11 protein-coding genes are annotated in these 13,005 nt (G+C 57.8%); 2 read left to right on the forward strand and 9 right to left on the reverse strand.

Annotated features, from left to right (window positions below):
* Positions 1-9: 9 nt before the first annotated feature.
* Positions 10-1,380 carry an NAD-dependent succinate-semialdehyde dehydrogenase gene (locus tag FOY93_RS02900; protein ID WP_133293722.1) on the forward strand — a complete coding sequence of 457 codons (1,371 nt, stop codon included), beginning with the start codon at positions 10-12 and terminating at the stop codon, positions 1,378-1,380.
* Between the two features lie 51 nt (positions 1,381-1,431).
* Here the strand turns inward: FOY93_RS02900 and FOY93_RS02905 are convergent, their stop codons facing one another.
* On the reverse strand, positions 1,432-1,977 hold the full coding sequence (locus tag FOY93_RS02905) for a YfaZ family outer membrane protein (RefSeq protein WP_133293723.1): 546 nt from the start codon (positions 1,975-1,977) through the stop codon (positions 1,432-1,434).
* Between the two features lie 410 nt (positions 1,978-2,387).
* On the opposite strand from FOY93_RS02905, the gene FOY93_RS02910 reads away from it, so the two are divergent.
* The gene (locus FOY93_RS02910) at positions 2,388-3,746 is read left to right on the forward strand and encodes an esterase-like activity of phytase family protein (RefSeq protein ID WP_133293724.1); all 1,359 of its coding nucleotides are present in this window, start codon (positions 2,388-2,390) and stop codon (positions 3,744-3,746) included.
* Between the two features lie 62 nt (positions 3,747-3,808).
* Here FOY93_RS02910 and yjiA read toward each other — a convergent pair whose 3' ends face one another.
* The 8 genes from yjiA to hpaX all read right to left on the reverse strand — a co-directional run bounded on the left by yjiA (position 3,809) and on the right by hpaX (position 12,986).
* Positions 3,809-4,762 carry a GTPase gene (gene yjiA, locus FOY93_RS02915; RefSeq protein ID WP_115876542.1) on the reverse strand — a complete coding sequence of 318 codons (954 nt, stop codon included), beginning with the start codon at positions 4,760-4,762 and terminating at the stop codon, positions 3,809-3,811.
* 10 nt (positions 4,763-4,772) lie between these two features.
* On the reverse strand, positions 4,773-4,976 hold the full coding sequence (locus FOY93_RS02920; RefSeq protein ID WP_003856610.1) for a YbdD/YjiX family protein: 204 nt from the start codon (positions 4,974-4,976) through the stop codon (positions 4,773-4,775).
* A 65-nt stretch (positions 4,977-5,041) separates the two neighbouring features.
* Positions 5,042-7,195 carry a carbon starvation CstA family protein gene (locus tag FOY93_RS02925; RefSeq protein WP_111964124.1) on the reverse strand — a complete coding sequence of 718 codons (2,154 nt, stop codon included), beginning with the start codon at positions 7,193-7,195 and terminating at the stop codon, positions 5,042-5,044.
* Positions 7,196-7,386: 191 nt separating this feature from the next.
* The gene (locus FOY93_RS02930) at positions 7,387-8,304 is read right to left on the reverse strand and encodes a helix-turn-helix transcriptional regulator (RefSeq protein WP_111964123.1); all 918 of its coding nucleotides are present in this window, start codon (positions 8,302-8,304) and stop codon (positions 7,387-7,389) included.
* A 179-nt stretch (positions 8,305-8,483) separates the two neighbouring features.
* Positions 8,484-8,996 carry a 4-hydroxyphenylacetate 3-monooxygenase reductase subunit gene (locus FOY93_RS02935; RefSeq protein ID WP_111964122.1) on the reverse strand — a complete coding sequence of 171 codons (513 nt, stop codon included), beginning with the start codon at positions 8,994-8,996 and terminating at the stop codon, positions 8,484-8,486.
* A 17-nt stretch (positions 8,997-9,013) separates the two neighbouring features.
* A complete protein-coding gene (hpaB, locus tag FOY93_RS02940; protein WP_143344617.1) occupies positions 9,014-10,576 on the reverse strand; it encodes a 4-hydroxyphenylacetate 3-monooxygenase, oxygenase component in 1,563 nt (520 codons plus the stop codon).
* A 195-nt stretch (positions 10,577-10,771) separates the two neighbouring features.
* Positions 10,772-11,662 carry a 4-hydroxyphenylacetate catabolism regulatory protein HpaA gene (hpaA, locus tag FOY93_RS02945; RefSeq protein ID WP_048028628.1) on the reverse strand — a complete coding sequence of 297 codons (891 nt, stop codon included), beginning with the start codon at positions 11,660-11,662 and terminating at the stop codon, positions 10,772-10,774.
* Positions 11,634-12,986, reverse strand: a complete 1,353-nt coding sequence (gene hpaX, locus FOY93_RS02950; protein ID WP_133293725.1) for a 4-hydroxyphenylacetate permease — start codon at positions 12,984-12,986, stop codon at positions 11,634-11,636. The genes hpaA and hpaX overlap by 29 nt, the downstream gene beginning before the upstream one ends.
* Positions 12,987-13,005 lie beyond the last annotated feature (19 nt).

Here is a 13,005-nt window from a genome sequence, read left to right on the forward strand (position 1 = left end):
AGATTCGACATGGCTTATCAGACAGTAAACCCTGCCACTAACCAGCTCATCAAAGAATACCCCTCGCATACCGACGCGGATATCGAAGCGGCGCTGAAGGCGGCCGATGCTCTTTATCATTCGGACTGGGCGAAAGGCGACATCAATCAGCGCCTGCCGGTGCTGCATAAGCTTGCCGACCTGATCGACGAGCGCACCGAGGAGCTGGCGAAAATCGCCAGCCAGGAGATGGGTAAGCTCATCGAACAGAGCCGCGGCGAAGTGAAGCTGTGCGCGCAAATCGCCCGCTATTACGCTGACAACGCGAAGCAGTTCCTGGCCCCGGTGAAGTATCAATCCGAACTCGGGGAAGCGTGGGTGGAGCATCATCCCATCGGCGTGCTGATGGCCGTTGAGCCGTGGAACTTCCCGTATTACCAGCTGATGCGCGTTCTGGCGCCAAATCTGGCGGCGGGTAACCCGGTGATCGCCAAGCATGCCAGCATCGTGCCGCACTGCGCCGAAACCTTTGCCCATCTGGTCCGCGAGGCGGGCGCGCCGGAAGGTGCATGGACCAACCTGTTTATCTCGTCCGAGCAGGTGGCGAACATCATTGCCGACGATCGCGTGCAGGGTGCCGCATTAACCGGCTCCGAAAAAGCCGGTAGCGTGGTGGCCGCACAGGCGGCGAAGCACATTAAGAAATCCACGCTTGAGCTGGGCGGTAACGACGTATTCGTGGTGCTGGACGATGCGGACCTGGACAAAGCCGTCAAGATTGGCGTGAATGCGCGTCTCAACAACGCCGGGCAGGTCTGTACCGCGGCGAAGCGCTTTATCCTGCATGAAAAGATCGCCGACGCTTTCCTGAGCAAATTCACCGAGGCGTTTAAGCAGGTGAAGATTGGCGATCCGCTGGACGAAAGCACTACGCTGGGGCCGCTGTCGTCGAAAGATGCGCTAGAAACGTTGACCAAACAGGTTAACGAGGCGGTGAAAAACGGCGCGACGCTGCACTATGGCGGCAAGCCGGTGCAGCGCGACGGCAGCTTTTTTGAACCGACGATCCTGACGAACATCTCGCGCGACAACCCGGCGTACTTCGAAGAGTTCTTCGGCCCGGTGGCGCAGATGTACGTGGTGAAAAACGACGAAGAGGCGGTCGCGCTGGCGAACGACTCCCACTACGGCCTGGGCGGGGCGGTATTCAGCCAGGATATCGAGCGCGCGAAGAAGATGGCGTCGCGTATCGAGACGGGGATGGTGTACATCAACTGGCTCACCGATACCGCGCCAGAGCTGCCGTTCGGCGGCGTGAAGCGCTCCGGTTACGGACGCGAGCTGTCGGATCTGGGGATTAAAGAATTTGTGAACCAGAAGCTGGTGGTGGTGCGTAAGTAACGTAGTAATAAAAAACCTGCCGAATGGCAGGTTTTTTATTTATCAGGTGGATTAGAAGCTCACGCCGCCGCCGAAGTAAGCGCCGTCTACCAGCGTGTGGTTTGGACGACCGTCTTTGCCATCAACGCTCACGTGACGATAACCCACCTTCAGCGTCACCGGCTTCACTGGCGTCCAGCTTACGCCGCCGTTCGCTTCAACGTAGTTTTTCACGCTGTTGTTCAGGCCGTCTGGAGCAACGTAGCCTTCACCGAATACCCTGATGCTGTCGGTCAGGGCAACGTTCACACCGCCGCCGACCGGGAACGCCACGCCGTTATCGCCTTTCTTCGGGCCAACGTAGAGGGCCTTAGCGCCTGCGTTCAGCATCACCGGGCCGACCTCGAAGTTGTAGCCTGCACCCACGCCACCGGTCGTGGTGCCGTCGTCGGTGTTTTTCAGCCAGCTACCTTCGGTGTACAGACCAGAGGTTGATTTACCCATTTCGACGTTCAGGTTAGTGAAGTTCTTACCCTGCTCAATGCTGCCGCCCATGGCCAGTGCGGAGCCTGATACGGCGGTCAGAGCGGAAAGAAGGAGAACGTTGAGCTTTTTCATGAGTTTTTCCTCTTCATCAAATTAATCTGAGGGCACCTTAACAAGAGCTGTTTATCACTGCAAATGTGATGTTTGTCGCGTTTTTAAGCTGATTTTGTTGGGTTTTTGAATTTTAAATGTTGGTTGAATGTTGAGCCGGCAAGGAGTCAATACGTAATGCATTCGCGTTTAGGGATGGTTCAGGGTTTTGATTAAACGTACGCTGAACGAGCCGGAGAATGTAGTTCGTGTTGAATTAATTGAGTTTCTAATAATTTCCAAAAGTGTTTCAGTTGTCACAGATTAAGACACAGGTTTACATTTCTGGAGGTGGTTATACGTCCCGCAACGCCAGGTCGCTTTCCGCCATGTCATTTTTCTGACACGTTCCTTCTTTACGTTGTTGGCTTCACTTCCTGGACACTAACAATATGAAAAGAAAAATTATTCCTGTGCTTATCGGCTGTGCGCTCTCTTTCTCTGGCCTCGCGGCGCAGCCCACTGCTGAGCGCTATGTCGTCAGCTTCCCTGAAGGCTCCCACGTGAGCTACAGCGGCGCGTTTGCCGATGCGTTTCCGAACGGACTCCCTGTGGGAATCGGCTCCGGCCTGCTGTTTACGGGCAAGCAGGGCGATGCCCTGACCTTTGCGACCGTGACCGATCGCGGTCCCAACGCCGATGCGCCAAAAATGGGTAAAAACGAAGCCAAAATATTTGTCACGCCTGATTTCGCGCCGCTGCTGATGACCATCCGCGTCCAGAACGGCAAAGCGGAGGCGGTTGATGCCCGCCCGCTGCATGATGATAAAGGCGAGATTAACGGTCTGCCGCTGCAAAGCGGCGTGATTGGTTCCACCAATGAAGTGGCGTTCAGCGATACCTTAAAGACGCTCAGGGGTGACAACCGTGGCCTGGACACAGAAGGCATCACCCCGGACGGAAAAGGCGGCTACTGGCTGTGCGACGAATATGGTCCGTTCCTGATTAACGTCGACAGCAAAGGGAAGATCTTGGCGATCCACGGGCCGCAGGCCGCGGAAGGGGAGAAATCCATCGCGGGCGGCCTGCCAAACATCATCAAATGGCGCCAGCCGAACCGGGGCTTTGAAGGCCTGACCCGGATGCCGGACGGACGCATTATCGCCGCCGTGCAGAGCACGCTGGACATCGACGGTAAGAGCAAAAAGCAGGCGCTGTTTACGCGTCTGGTGAGCTTCGATCCGGCAACCGGCAAAACCGCAATGTACGGTTACCCCATCGACAGCGCGGCCTACGACAAAAACAGCGACGCCAAAATCGGCGATATCGTGGCGCTTGATGACCAGCACATCCTGCTGATTGAGCAGGGAAGCGATAAAAACGACGGAATGCGTAACCTGATTTACAAGGTGGATCTCAGCAAGGCGAGCGACCTTTCCGCCTTCGACAAGCCGGGCGAGTACCCTGAGTTTGATGATGAGAAAACCCTGGCGCAGCGCGGCATTACCCTTGCGGCTAAAACGCAGGTCGTCGATTTGCGCGCGTTGGGCTGGCAGCAGGAGAAGGCCGAAGGGCTGGCGCTGATCGACAGCAAAACGCTTGCGGTGGCGAACGATAACGACTTTGGCGTAAAGGTAGCGATGCAAAACCCGGTCGAGGGCAAGAAGCTCAAGGATTATCGGGTGAACGCGGAAGGCAAGCTGACGCTGGATGATAAACCGGTGGAAACCACGCTCAGCGTGAAGCCGCTGAAGAAGCCGGAGTCGGACAGCGAGCTGTGGATTGTGACGCTTCCGGAGGCGGTGAAATAATACCAGGGCTTACCCTTCACCCTAGCCCTCTCCCCATAGGGGAGAGGGGATGTTCGATGCGGTTATTTCTTCAGACCCGCAAACGCCGCCCGAATTTCTTCCTCCGGCAGTTGTATGCCGATAAACACCATCACGCTGTGCGGCGCTTCATCGCCCCACGGGCGGTCCCAGTCGGCGCTGTACAGGCGCTGCACGCCCTGGAACAGCAGGCGGTTGGGTTCGCCGTCAATCCACAGCATTCCTTTGTAGCGCAGCAGCCTGTCGGCAAACGACAGCAGCAGGTTCTCCATCACGCGGGAGACCTCGCTGATATCCACCGGATAATCCAGCTCCACCACAATCGACGCCACGTCGTTTTGCTTGTCTCCCATAAAGTGGAAGCGCGGTTTCGCGGTGACGTTCTCCTCCAGCATAAAGCCGTTGGTGTTGAACAGCTGGGACAGGTCGATATCGCCGTGCGTCACCGTGTAAATCGGCGCGCGGGAGTTAATGCGGGTCAGGCGCTCGCGAAGCTTTTCGCTTTCGCCCGCCACGTCGGTTTTGGTCAGCAGGATGCGGTCGGCGTAGCCCACCTGAGACTGGGCGATGGTGAACTGGTTCATCTGTTCGTCGGCGTGGACCGCATCAACCAGGGCAATCACGCCGTCCAGCAGATAGCGCTGACAAAGGATCTCATGGGAGAAAAAGGTCTGAATAATCGGGCCGGGATCGGCCATGCCGGTGCACTCGATCACCAGGCGGTCAAAGTCGATTTCCCCGCGATCGCGGCTGTCGAGCAGGTCCAGCAGGGCATCTTCTAATTCGTTAGAGCGGGTGCAGCAGATGCAGCCGTTGGTCAGGGTTTTGATCTGCGTGGCGCGATCGCCAATCAGCTGGTCGTCTACGGAGACTTCGCCAAATTCGTTTTCGATGACGGCGATTTTGAAGCCGTGCTGCTCGTTCAGAATGTGGCGCAGCAGGGTGGTTTTACCGGCGCCGAGGAAACCGGTCAGCAGGGTAACGGCAATCGGGGTCATGGTCTCTCCTTTAGCAGCAGCGGACGCCGCCTTCTCCACTTCCGCCGTAGCGCGCTTCCTGACGCTCGCGGAAGAATTCAGTGTAGGTCATGTACGGCTTATCCGGATGGTTGGTCTTCATATGCTCAACGTAGTTGTCATAGTCCGGAATGCCAATCAGCATTTTCGCCGCCTGACCGAGGTATTTTTTTGCTTCGCCTAAGTTACCAAACATAACGGGTCCTGATAAGAAAAAGCCCGGTGGCGCGCAGCGATCCGGGCCTGGAGTGACATGCTGGATTAATGGTGTGAAGAGGTCTTCACGCCGCCTTCAGGCACCGGCACGTACGGGGTTTCTTTGTCCGTACGGCCGTCGGCGTTACGCACTTTCAGCCAGGTTTTGATGCCATAGAAGATGATGCTGTACACCACCACCAGGAACAGAATGCTCAGACCCGCGTTGGTATAGTTGTTCACCACGATATGGTTCATGTTGGCAATCTGCTGGGCGGTCAGATCCGCGCCGCCTGCGGCAATCTTCTCTTTGTACTGGTTAGCCATGAAGAAGAAGCCTTCCAGCTGCGGGTTGGCGCTGAACAGCTTCAGGCCAAGCGCCCAGGTGGTGCAGAGCAGCAGCCACAGCGCAGGGACCACGGTGACCCAGATGTATTTGGTGCGTTTCATCTTCACGAGGACAACGGTACCGAGCACCAGAGCTACAGCCGCCAGCATCTGGTTAGAGATACCGAACAGCGGCCACAGGCTCTTCACGCCGCCGAGCGGGTCGACAACGCCCTGATACAGCAGGTAGCCCCACAGGCCGACGCAGCCCGCCGTACCCAGAATGCCTGCTACCAGAGAGTCGGTTTTCTTCAGGAACGGCACGAAGTTACCCAGCAGATCCTGCAGCATGAAGCGGCCCGCACGGGTACCGGCGTCCAGCGCGGTGAGGATGAACAGCGCTTCGAACAGAATACCGAAGTGGTACCAGAAGCCCATGTCCGCCCACGGCAGCACTTTGTGGAACACGTGTGCGATACCGACAGCCAGCGTCGGTGCGCCACCGGCGCGGTTCAGCACGGACGGTTCGCCGATGTCCTTCGCGGTCTGCATGATCTGCTCAGGCGAAATCACGAAGCCCCAGGAGCTGACGGTCGCAGCCGCGTGTGCGCTGGCGTCTTTCAGCTGCGCCATAATCAGCGCCGCGTTGTCGCCGCCCATCTCGTGCAGGTTCGGCATGGTAATACCGAGACCCGCCGGAGGGGTGTTCATCGCGAAGTACAGACCCGGTTCGATGATAGACGCGGCAACCAGCGCCATGATCGCCACGAAGGACTCCATCAGCATGGCGCCGTAGCCGATGAGGCGTGCGTCTTTCTCGTTTGCCAGCAGCTTAGGCGTGGTACCGGAGGAGATCAGGGCGTGGAAGCCGGAGACCGCACCGCAGGCGATGGTGATGAACAGGAACGGGAACAGGGCGCCTTTCCACAGCGGACCGGTACCGTCGATGTACTGGGTCACCGCCGGCATTTTCAGTTCAGGGTTGATGATCACAATCCCGATTGCCAGCCCGACGATCACGCCGATTTTCAGGAAGGTCGCCAGGTAGTCGCGCGGGGCCAGAATCAGCCAGACCGGCAGCAGCGCGGAGATAAACGCATAGCCAATCAGCGCGAAGGTGATGGTGGTGTCCTTGAAGGTCAGCGCCGGGCCCCAGTACGGGTCGTGCGCGATGACGCCGCCGAAGTAGATAGAGGCCACCAGCAGCACGATACCAATGACCGACACCTCACCTACGCGTCCCGGACGCAGGAAGCGCATGTAGATCCCCATGAACAGCGCAATCGGCACGGTAGAGCAGACGGTGAAGACGCCCCACGGGCTTTCGGCCAGGGCTTTCACCACGATCAGGGCCAGCACCGCGAGGATGATGATCATAATCAGGAAGCAGCCGAACAGGGCGATAGTCCCCGGCACGCGGCCCATCTCTTCTTTGACCATCTCACCCAGAGAGGCGCCGTTACGGCGAGAAGAGATAAACAGCACCATAAAGTCCTGCACCGCACCCGCCAGCACCACGCCAGCGAGCAGCCAGAGCGTACCCGGCAGGTAGCCCATCTGCGCGGCCAGTACCGGGCCGACCAGCGGGCCTGCCCCGGCGATAGCGGCAAAGTGGTGACCAAACAGCACGTAGCGGTTGGTTGGCACGTAGTTCAGGCCGTCATTGTTAATGACCGCCGGAGTGGCGCGCGTTGGGTCGAGCTTCATGACCTTCTGCGCGATGTATAAGCTGTAGTAGCGATAAGCCACAAGATAGACGGAAACGGACGCGACCACGATCCACAGGGCGCTTACGTGTTCGCCCCGGCGTAATGCGACAACCGCCAGACAAAAAGCGCCGAGGATCCCGAGTAAGGCCCAGGGCACGTGCTTCAGTAGTTTTTTAGTATCCATAGTAAGACCTGGTTTTTTATGTAAAGAAAAAAGGGTCAGGGTTCGTTGTGAGGAGGTATTGATTAATGCTGGAGCGATCGTGCCAGATCAACGCGCGCGTAAAGGACGGTAAATGAATGAGTGGTTGAAAGTGCCGGGTGAGCGGTCAAAGGCGGCGACGAGCGGTTTCGGCTCGCCGCCAGTGGGCGAAATTATGTGATTGAGATCACTTGATTATTCGGGGTTCGCTCCACGGCCAGATAGCTTTCCAGCGTCCTGATGAGCTTCTCCTTCAGCCAGCTCGGTTCCAGTATCTGAATATGGGGGAGCCAGTAGAACAGCAGCGGCAGGATCTGGTTCTCGTGTGCCGCCTGGCAGCGCAGCGTGACGCCGCCCTGTTGCTCCTCCAGCAGCTCCTGTTCCGGCAGAAGATCGCGGCGCAGGAAGTAATGTGAAATATTATCTTTAATAAATATTTTCACTGCGAAAGTATCTTCAGATACCCAGGGGTCGAGGCTTTTCTCCAGCAGCTCAAGAACGTTTTCTTCAGGAGTGAAGGTCGTTTTCTGAATATCAAACCAGCTAATCTGGCTCAAGGAGAAGGATTTCAGTCGGCTATTTTCGGTGGCTTGTAAATACCATATATTTTTTTTGTTAATGAGTTTATAGGGATTAATCAGACGGGTTTTACCCTTATAAACGATCTGACAAACATTATGGTTTTTAATCGATTTCTCGATTTTCGTTAAATGACGGCGAATATCACGCTCTACCGTGTGTTCTGCTTCATTGCCAAGAATAAGAATATGGTTTTCGTCAACGCGCGTTTCAAGCTTCTGCCAGAATTCCGTATTTCTTTCAGGGAAAAAGCTGTCAGCATTCAGGAAGTTAGCAAGGGTGTGATGTAAGCCTTGTCCGCCGGGCGATTGTGCAGAATGGATCAGCCGATATAGCCCGTTACCGAAATGTTCAACAATGGGAGAGAGGGCATTTAAATCCCGGTAGACGGTACGCTCGGTAATTTTAAATTTCTCCATTAGCGCACTGCGGTTTACCACACCGTTTAAATGTAGCTCAACCAGAATATCGACCAGACGTTCAGCCGAGCGGCTACGCGTCGTTTTAGCCATAAGGTCATCCTGTATATTTAGGTATGCGCTGAATGATGCGGATGCACTGACAGGTAGTGTCAGTATTCAGTCGCAGAAAATTTCTCTTATGGCTATATAACGGCGTGATTTAGGGGAAACCTTAGGAGTTTTTGTAGAAAGCGGCGCTGGCCGGAAAAAAAGGCCAGCGCGAGGGGGCATCACAAGGCGGCTTCTGCCTCCAGCATGACCGGGTGGAAACGGCGCCTGAAGTAGATCAGGCCGTGTCCCGCGTCACTCAGGATAATGTTTTTAACTTCAACAAGGTAGACAAGATGCGTGCCGATGGTTTGCACCTGGCTAATCTCACCTTCAAGGCTGGCGAGCGCACCCTTGAGCACAGGCTGCGCCAGCGGCCCTTTCTGCCAGCAGGAGAGTGCAAAGCGCTCTTCCATCGTCATACCGGTCATCCCGGCGAAATGGCGAGCCATGATCTCCTGCTCGTGGTTCAGCACGTTAACGCACAGCCTGCCGTTGCCCTGGAATACCGGGTTCATGGCGCTGTTGGCGTTGATGCACACCATGACCGACGGCGGGGTGTCCGTGACCGAACAGACGGCGGTGGCGGTAATGCCGCAGCGGCCCGCCTCGCCCTCGGTGGTGACCACGTTTACCGCCGCCGACAGGCTACTCATTGCGTCGCGAAAACGCAGGCGTTGTTCATCTGAATGCATTGCAACCTCCCGCTGCGCTATTTCAGCAGCTTGTCGAGCATGTTGATATCGCTGTTGTTGTGCAGGTGCGGTACGGTCCAGCCGTGCTGGTCGTATTCGGACATGCAGCGGTCGACCATCGCCATCATCTTGTCCATGTTGCCGGAGCTCTGCGCCTGGCGCAGACACTGCAGGCGAATTTCATCCTGGCTGCCGGAGTAGTTAATTTCGTACAGCTCGTGACGACCGCCGAACTCGCTGCCGATGGCGTCCCACATCAGTTTCAAAATCTTGATACGTTCAACGTGATCCATGCCGTTGGAGCCGCGCACGTATTTCGCCAGATACTGGTCGATCTGCGGATTGTTCAGATCCCGGGCGCTGGACGGCAGGTAAATCAGGCCGGACGTCACGTTACGCTCGATGATGTTCTTGATTTTGGCGTAGGCCATCGGCGCCATCACGCGGTAGGTTTGCAGCGCGGCGTGATCCGGCAGATACGCGCCGTTGACCCACGGGGTGGCTTCGGAACACATGGAGTCGCTCAGCGCCCAGAACATGTTGCGCCAGGCCACCACTTCGCCGAGATCTGCCTGCACGCCGCGGAACTCCAGGGTACCGGTGCACTCCAGGGATTTCTTCAGCAGGGCGGTGATGAAGTCGAGCTTCACCGCCAGGCGCACGCAGGCCTGCAGCGGGTACATGCGGGCGAAACCGCCTTCCATCGTCCAGCGACGGCAGCGGTCGAAATCGCGGTAGATGAGCACGTTTTCCCACGGGATAAGCACGTGATCCATCACCAGGATCGCGTCGTTCTCGTCAAAGCGGCTGGAGAGCGGGTAGTCGTAAGGGGAGCCGGTCGCGCCTGCCACCATCTCGTAAGAGGCGCGGGAGATCAGCTTCACGCCCTCGGCATCCATCGGCGCGACGAACATCAGCGCGAAGTCCGGGTTTTCGCCCATCACCTGCGCGGAGCCGAAGCCGATCATGTTGTAGTGGGTCAGCGCCGAGTTGGTGGCTACCACTTTCGCGCCGCTGACGATAATCCCGGCGTCGGTCTCTTTCTCCAGCTTGATGTAGACGTCTTTCACCTCGTCCGCCGGCTTGTGGCGGTCGATCGGCGGGTTAACGATGGCGTGGTTGAAGTACAGGCCGGTTTCCTGAATGCGGGTGTACCAGCTGCGGGCGTTCTGCTCGAACTGGCCGTAGAAGGCCGGGTTGGCGCCGAGCGCGCAGCCGAACGCGGCCTTGTAGTCCGGCGTGCGGCCCATCCAGCCGTAGCTCAGTCGCGACCACTCGGCGATGGCATCGCGCTGCTGGCGCAGGTCGTCGGCGCTTTTCGCCACGCGGAAGAACTTGTGGGTATAGCCGCCGCTGCCGGTGTCGGTGCCCCAGCATAGCGTGTCCTGCATGTCCGGCTTGTGCAGCGCGTCGTACATCTGTGCGATGGAGGCTGCCGCATTGCGAAACGCCGGATGGGTAGTGACGTCTTTGACGCGCTCGCCGTAGATATAAATCTCACGACCGTCCTGCAGGCTTTTTAAATACTCTTCACCGGTTAACGGACGTTTGGCATCATCGCGGAAATCTTCAGGCTTCATAGGGACCTCGTATCGGAATAGTGTTGTTAAATTTATGTTTTGTTTTTGTTGTTTAATTGAAGCCTGAGAGGGACGTAACGTGAAGGGACGATTGGGACAACGACGGGTACTTTTCGGGTGGGATGTGGTTTTGTGATCTGTGCGGCTTTTCGGCGGGTGGCGCTGCGCTTACCCGCCCTACGAACCGTGATGCGTTCAGGAAACCGGTACTTTCTGCGCCCGATATGCGCTGGGCGAGCATCCCACTAAGCGGTTAAAAAAGCGGGCGAAATAGGCCGGATCTTTGAATCCCAGCTGCCAGGCAATCTCGCTGACCGTGCTGTCGGAGAAGAGCAGCAGGCGCCTGGCCTCCCGCAGCTGGCGGTCGAAGATCAGCCGTTTTGGCGGCCGGTTGGCGAAGCGGCGGCAGATATCGGTCAGGCGGGATTCGGTCAGGTGCAGCTCGCTGGCGTATTCCGGCACCGTCCAGTGCTGGTGGTAGTGGGTGTCGATCAGCTGGGTAAAGCGCTGGAACAGCTTCAGCTCGCCGCGCATGCCGCCTGAGGCGTGGTCGTCGAGCTTCGCGTTGCGCAGCAGCAGGGTAAACACCGCCTGCGCCAGCAGGACCAGGGTATGCTCGCGCCCGGGCAGCTGTTCCGTGGATTCGCGGGCGATCAGCTGCCAGTAGTGCTTCAGCGCCGCCAGCTCGTCCGGCTTATCCGCCAGCGAGAGGCAGATCCCCGGCAGGCCAAACGCCTCCCGCGTGCCGGGGTAGAGCACCTCCAGCAGCGGCCAGATCAGATCCTCACGGACCGTCAGCACGTGACCGTCGCTGTCGGATTCGGTGATAAACGCGTGCGGCACCGACGGCGGCGTGAGGACGAACAGCGGGGCCTGCACCGAATAGCGGTGATCGTCGAGCTGGAGCTCAATCTGCCCGGTATCGAGAAAGTGCATCTGAAAGTACTGGTCGTGACGATGCGCCTGCATGTCGCGGCCAAAAAAGGCCGCCATGCGGGCAAATGACTGGTAGTGCACATCGTCGGTGCCCAGACTTTCGTCGTACTCCTTGCTGATATCAATGTTGGCGATAGGGTTCTGGCACATGATCGTTCCTCTGTTGATCCCGCTGCGTCATCGGAATGCGCGTCAGCACCAGCGCGCCGACCACCAGCAGCCCGGCCACAAACCACAGCCCCGAGCTGAAGCTGCCGGTCGCGTCGCGCAGGATCCCAATCAGCAGCGGGCTGACGGCGGAGCCGACGTTGCCGATGGCGTTGATCACCGCCAGCGCCACCGCGCGGGACTGCAGGCTAATAACCCGATCCGGCGTGGTCCAGAATATCGCCATGGCGGTAAACGATCCGGTTGAGGCCATGATGATGCCAAGCAGCTGGATCAGGCTGTGATCCGTCGCGGAGGCCAGCATCCATCCCGCCGCAGCGAACAGGTACGGCAGGATGGTGTGCTTTTTTCGCTCTTTCAGCCTGTCGGAGCGGCGGCTCCACCAGATCATCCCGAGGATGGTGCAAAACTGCGGGATCGCCGCCAGCAGGCCGATGACGATATTGCTGCTTCCCGTGTTGAAGCTTTGCAGGATCTGCGGCGTCCAGATGTTGATTGCACTCAGCGTATTGGTCAGGCAGAAGTAGGCCAGCGTGTAAAGCAGCACGGCGGGCGTGAGCACCTCGCGCAGCGTGGAACGCGGCGTGACGGATTGGGCAATCGCGACCTCCTGCTCGCGGGCGATCATCGTTTTGAGCGCCTGCTTTTCGTCCTCGTCCAGCCAGGTGGCCTGGTCCGGCGTGTCGTTGAGGTAAAACCAGGTCACTACGCCGAGCACCACCGACGGCAGCCCCTCCAGCAGGAATAGCCACTGCCAGCCCTTGAGATTCCACAGTCCGTCCATCGCCAGAATGTAGCCGGAGAGGATCGAGCCGAGCATCATTGTTACCGGCATGGCGATCATAAACAGCGCGTTGGCGCGGGCGCGGTGATAGGCCGGGAACCACCAGGTGAGGTAGACCAGAATCCCCGGCAGGAAGCCGGCTTCGGCAATGCCCACCAGCATGCGTAAAACATAGAGCGTGTGCGGGCTGGTGGCGAACATGGTGCAGGTAGAGGCAATACCCCACACCACCATGATCCCGGCGATCCAGCGGCGTGCGCCGATCTTCGCCAGCATGATGTTGCTCGGAATGCCGCACAGCACGTAGGTGACGTAAAACAGCGTCGCGGCCAGGCCAAACATGGTTGACGTGAGGCCAAGATCTTTACCCATCGTCAGCCCGGCGAAGCCGATGTTGATGCGATCGAGAAACGAGAAGACAAACAGGATAAAAAGAAAGACGATCAGGCGACGGAACAGCTTGTTAATGGCGCGATGTTCAACAGCTTTATTATCATGGGTTTGCAGGGTAGAGGTCGTCATGGTGCGCTCCAGATCTTAC

The organism is Enterobacter sp. 18A13, assembly GCF_007035975.1.
GTDB classification, from domain to species: Bacteria; Pseudomonadota; Gammaproteobacteria; order Enterobacterales; family Enterobacteriaceae; genus Enterobacter; species Enterobacter vonholyi.

Bases quoted from the DNA above. Each gene is read 5' to 3' on its own strand.
- hpaA (WP_048028628.1), bottom strand. From the start codon at position 11,662: ATGTGCCAGAACCCTATCGCCAACATTGATATCAGCAAGGAGTACGAC.
- FOY93_RS02935 (WP_111964122.1), bottom strand. From the start codon at position 8,996: ATGCATTCAGATGAACAACGCCTGCGTTTTCGCGACGCAATGAGTAGC.
- hpaB (WP_143344617.1), bottom strand. From the start codon at position 10,576: ATGAAGCCTGAAGATTTCCGCGATGATGCCAAACGTCCGTTAACCGGT.
- FOY93_RS02920 (WP_003856610.1), bottom strand. From the start codon at position 4,976: ATGTTTGGTAACTTAGGCGAAGCAAAAAAATACCTCGGTCAGGCGGCG.
- FOY93_RS02905 (WP_133293723.1), bottom strand. From the start codon at position 1,977: ATGAAAAAGCTCAACGTTCTCCTTCTTTCCGCTCTGACCGCCGTATCA.
- FOY93_RS02900 (WP_133293722.1), top strand. From the start codon at position 10: ATGGCTTATCAGACAGTAAACCCTGCCACTAACCAGCTCATCAAAGAA.
- hpaX (WP_133293725.1), bottom strand. From the start codon at position 12,986: ATGACGACCTCTACCCTGCAAACCCATGATAATAAAGCTGTTGAACAT.
- yjiA (WP_115876542.1), bottom strand. From the start codon at position 4,762: ATGACCCCGATTGCCGTTACCCTGCTGACCGGTTTCCTCGGCGCCGGT.
- FOY93_RS02910 (WP_133293724.1), top strand. From the start codon at position 2,388: ATGAAAAGAAAAATTATTCCTGTGCTTATCGGCTGTGCGCTCTCTTTC.
- FOY93_RS02925 (WP_111964124.1), bottom strand. From the start codon at position 7,195: ATGGATACTAAAAAACTACTGAAGCACGTGCCCTGGGCCTTACTCGGG.
- FOY93_RS02930 (WP_111964123.1), bottom strand. From the start codon at position 8,304: ATGGCTAAAACGACGCGTAGCCGCTCGGCTGAACGTCTGGTCGATATT.